This is a genomic window from Paraburkholderia sp. SIMBA_030 (assembly GCF_046535245.1).
Lineage (GTDB): Bacteria > Pseudomonadota > Gammaproteobacteria > Burkholderiales > Burkholderiaceae > Paraburkholderia.
Map to the genome: position 1 here is coordinate 1 of NZ_JAWRXB010000049.1, position 2,493 is coordinate 2,493.

A 2,493-nucleotide genomic window follows, 5' to 3' on the forward strand; every position below is an offset into this window, starting at 1 on the left:
CGTAAGCGCCTCGCGAAGGCCGTTCGCAATACGGGGCGCACGTGAGGCATGATGGGGTATCGGGCGCTCGGGTTCGCCCGTTGGCAATCAGCCCGTGGAGGGAGGCGGGCAAGGCTTGCCTGGCAGCTTACTTGCCACGTTCCAGGGTAGTAATTCGTCGATGCGGTTAATGGGGTGATCAGCGATATGGGTCAGCACGTATTCGAGGTAAGCGCGCGGGTTGATCCCGTTGAGCTTGCACGAGCCGATCAGGCTGTACATCGCCGCGGCCCGTTCTCCCCCGCTGTCGGAACCGGCGAACAAGAAGTTCTTCCGACCCAAACTCACACAGCGCAGCGCGTTTTCGGCCAGGGCGTTGCTGATCTCTGCATGGCCCTCTTCGCAGTACAGCGCGAGGGCATCCCACTGGTTAAGCGAGTAACGGATCGCTTTGGCCAAATCGGATTTCTTCGACAGCGTGGCGAGCTTGTCCGTCATCCACGTCTTGATGGTCGCCAGCAGCGGCACGCTTTTCTCTTGTCGCACGCGCAGCCGTTCAGCGGCGGGTTTGCCGCGGATGTCGGCCTCGATGCCGTAGAGGCCGCCGATCAGCTCGAGCACCTCTCGGGTCGCCTCGGTCGGCGTTCGGGCATGCACATCGTATATGTACCGTCTCGCGTGGTCCCAGCATGCCGCCTCGCGGATCTTGCCGCTCTCGTACAGTTCGTTGAAGCCGCTGTAGGCGTCGGCCTGCAAGATGCCCTCGAATCCGGCCAGATGGGTTTGGGGATGGATGCCTTTGCGGTCCGGCGAGTAAGCAAACCACACTGCGGCCGGCTCGGTCGAGCCCGAACGGGTGTCATCGCGCACATACACCCACAGGCGCCCCGTCTTCGTCTTCTTCTTGCCCGGCTCGAGTACCGGGATAGGCGTGTCATCCGCGTGCAGCTTCGAAGGTGCCACCGTGTAGCGGCGCAGTGCCTCGGTCAGCGCATCGCAAAGGGCCTCGCACTGGCCGACCCAGCGGCCCATGCTGGCCGGGTCGAGCTTCACGCCGTCGCGCGCGGCAATCTGCGACTGGCGGTACAACGGGGCGTGGTCAGCGTACTTCGAGACGAGGATGTCGGCCAGCAAGCTCGGATGGGCGATGCTGCGCGTAATCGGCAGGCCGGGCATCGGCGGCTGCGAGAAGTGGTGGCCGCACGGGCAAACCGTCTTGCGCCGGATCGTGCGAATCACCTTGAACATTGCCGCGACGCGGGCGAGCTGCTCGGACACGTCTTCTCCGAGCGGCTGCATCGCGCTGCCGCACTTCGGACACGTTGCCTCAGCCTCCAGTACATGTTCTTCGCGTGGCAGATGCGGGGGCAGCGCTTCTTTCGGCGATGCGTCGCTCACAGGCGTGCTCGCGCTTGATTGGTGGGCGCGCCGCACATCAGCGACGCCGCGTTCGCCCGTCAAGTCCTCGAGCGCGGTTTCGAGCCGTGCAACCTCCCGGTCCAACTGCTCGGACTTGCGCCCGAATTGCATACGCCTAAGCTTGTCGAGCTGCGCCTTGAGTTGCTCGATCTCCAGATCGCGCTCGGCAAGCTGAGCACGAGCCTCGAGCAGCAAGGCTCGCAGAGTTTCAACATCGTCAGGGAGTTCGGCGCCGTTCGACATGCGGCGCAGTTTACGAGCCTTCTGCTCGGTTTACAACATCGACAGTGCAGCGGTGCGACGCGGCTGTCGCCAATCGATGCCTTCGAGCAACATCGACAATTGCGCCGCCGTCAGATGGACCTTGCCGCCATCGGCCTGCGGCCAGACGAAGCGGCCTCGCTCAAGCCGCCTCGCAAGAAGCCAGAGCCCGTCTTCGGTCGCCCACATGAGCTTCACCAGATCGCCGCGCCGGCCTCGGAAGATGAACACATTGCCGCCCAGTGGATTGTCCTCAAGCGCCGTCTGCACCTTCGCCGCGAGCCCTTGGAATCCGCAGCGCATGTCGGTGACGCCGGCCACCAGCCAGACGCGTGTACCTGTAGGAAGAGAAATCACGATCGCATGCTCCCCAGTACAACGCGTAGCGTGTCGGCGTCGACGATGCCGTCCACCTTGACTATCACGTCACCGAATCGAATCTCGATTGTCCCCGCTCGTGTAGTCCGGTTGCCGACGGCCCGAGCATTGGAGGGCATCGTCACGCGCTGCGGCGGCGTTTCATGGACCACCGCCACGGGAATCAGCGACGTCGTTTCGGCCTGCAATTGCTCGCGATAACGACGCCGCCAAGTGAACAGCATATTTGCATTGATGCCATTGTCCAGCGCCAGCTTCGCGACCGACGCACCAGGCTCACATGCCGCAGCCGCAAGCCGGCGTCGAAACTCGCGATCATAATTCGGGCGTCCCTTGCGGCTACCCGGCTTGACTTCCGTCTCTGTCACAGTGGTGTCCATCAAATCGAAAATGATGGGCACCACTTTGATGTCGGTTCTCGCCGTCGTCTACGACGGTCGTCGTGAGGCGCTTACT

Annotated in this window: 3 protein-coding genes; all 3 read right to left on the reverse strand. The window is 63.1% G+C overall.

Annotated features, from left to right (window positions below):
* Nucleotides 1–87: 87 nt before the first annotated feature.
* From tnpC to tnpA, 3 genes are read right to left on the reverse strand one after another with little or no spacing between them, the layout of a single operon-like run.
* Nucleotides 88–1,641 carry an IS66 family transposase gene (gene tnpC, locus SB772_RS38880; protein ID WP_410838372.1) on the reverse strand — a complete coding sequence of 518 codons (1,554 nt, stop codon included), beginning with the start codon at nucleotides 1,639–1,641 and terminating at the stop codon, nucleotides 88–90.
* A gap of 30 nt (nucleotides 1,642–1,671) precedes the next feature.
* Entirely contained in the window at nucleotides 1,672–2,016 is a 345-nt protein-coding gene (gene tnpB, locus SB772_RS38885) for an IS66 family insertion sequence element accessory protein TnpB (RefSeq protein ID WP_410838373.1), read from the reverse strand.
* Nucleotides 2,013–2,441 (reverse strand): IS66-like element accessory protein TnpA, encoded by a 429-nt coding sequence (gene tnpA, locus SB772_RS38890; protein WP_410838374.1) that lies wholly within the window; start codon nucleotides 2,439–2,441, stop codon nucleotides 2,013–2,015. The genes tnpB and tnpA overlap by 4 nt, the downstream gene beginning before the upstream one ends.
* Between the last annotated feature and the right edge of the window lie 52 nt (nucleotides 2,442–2,493).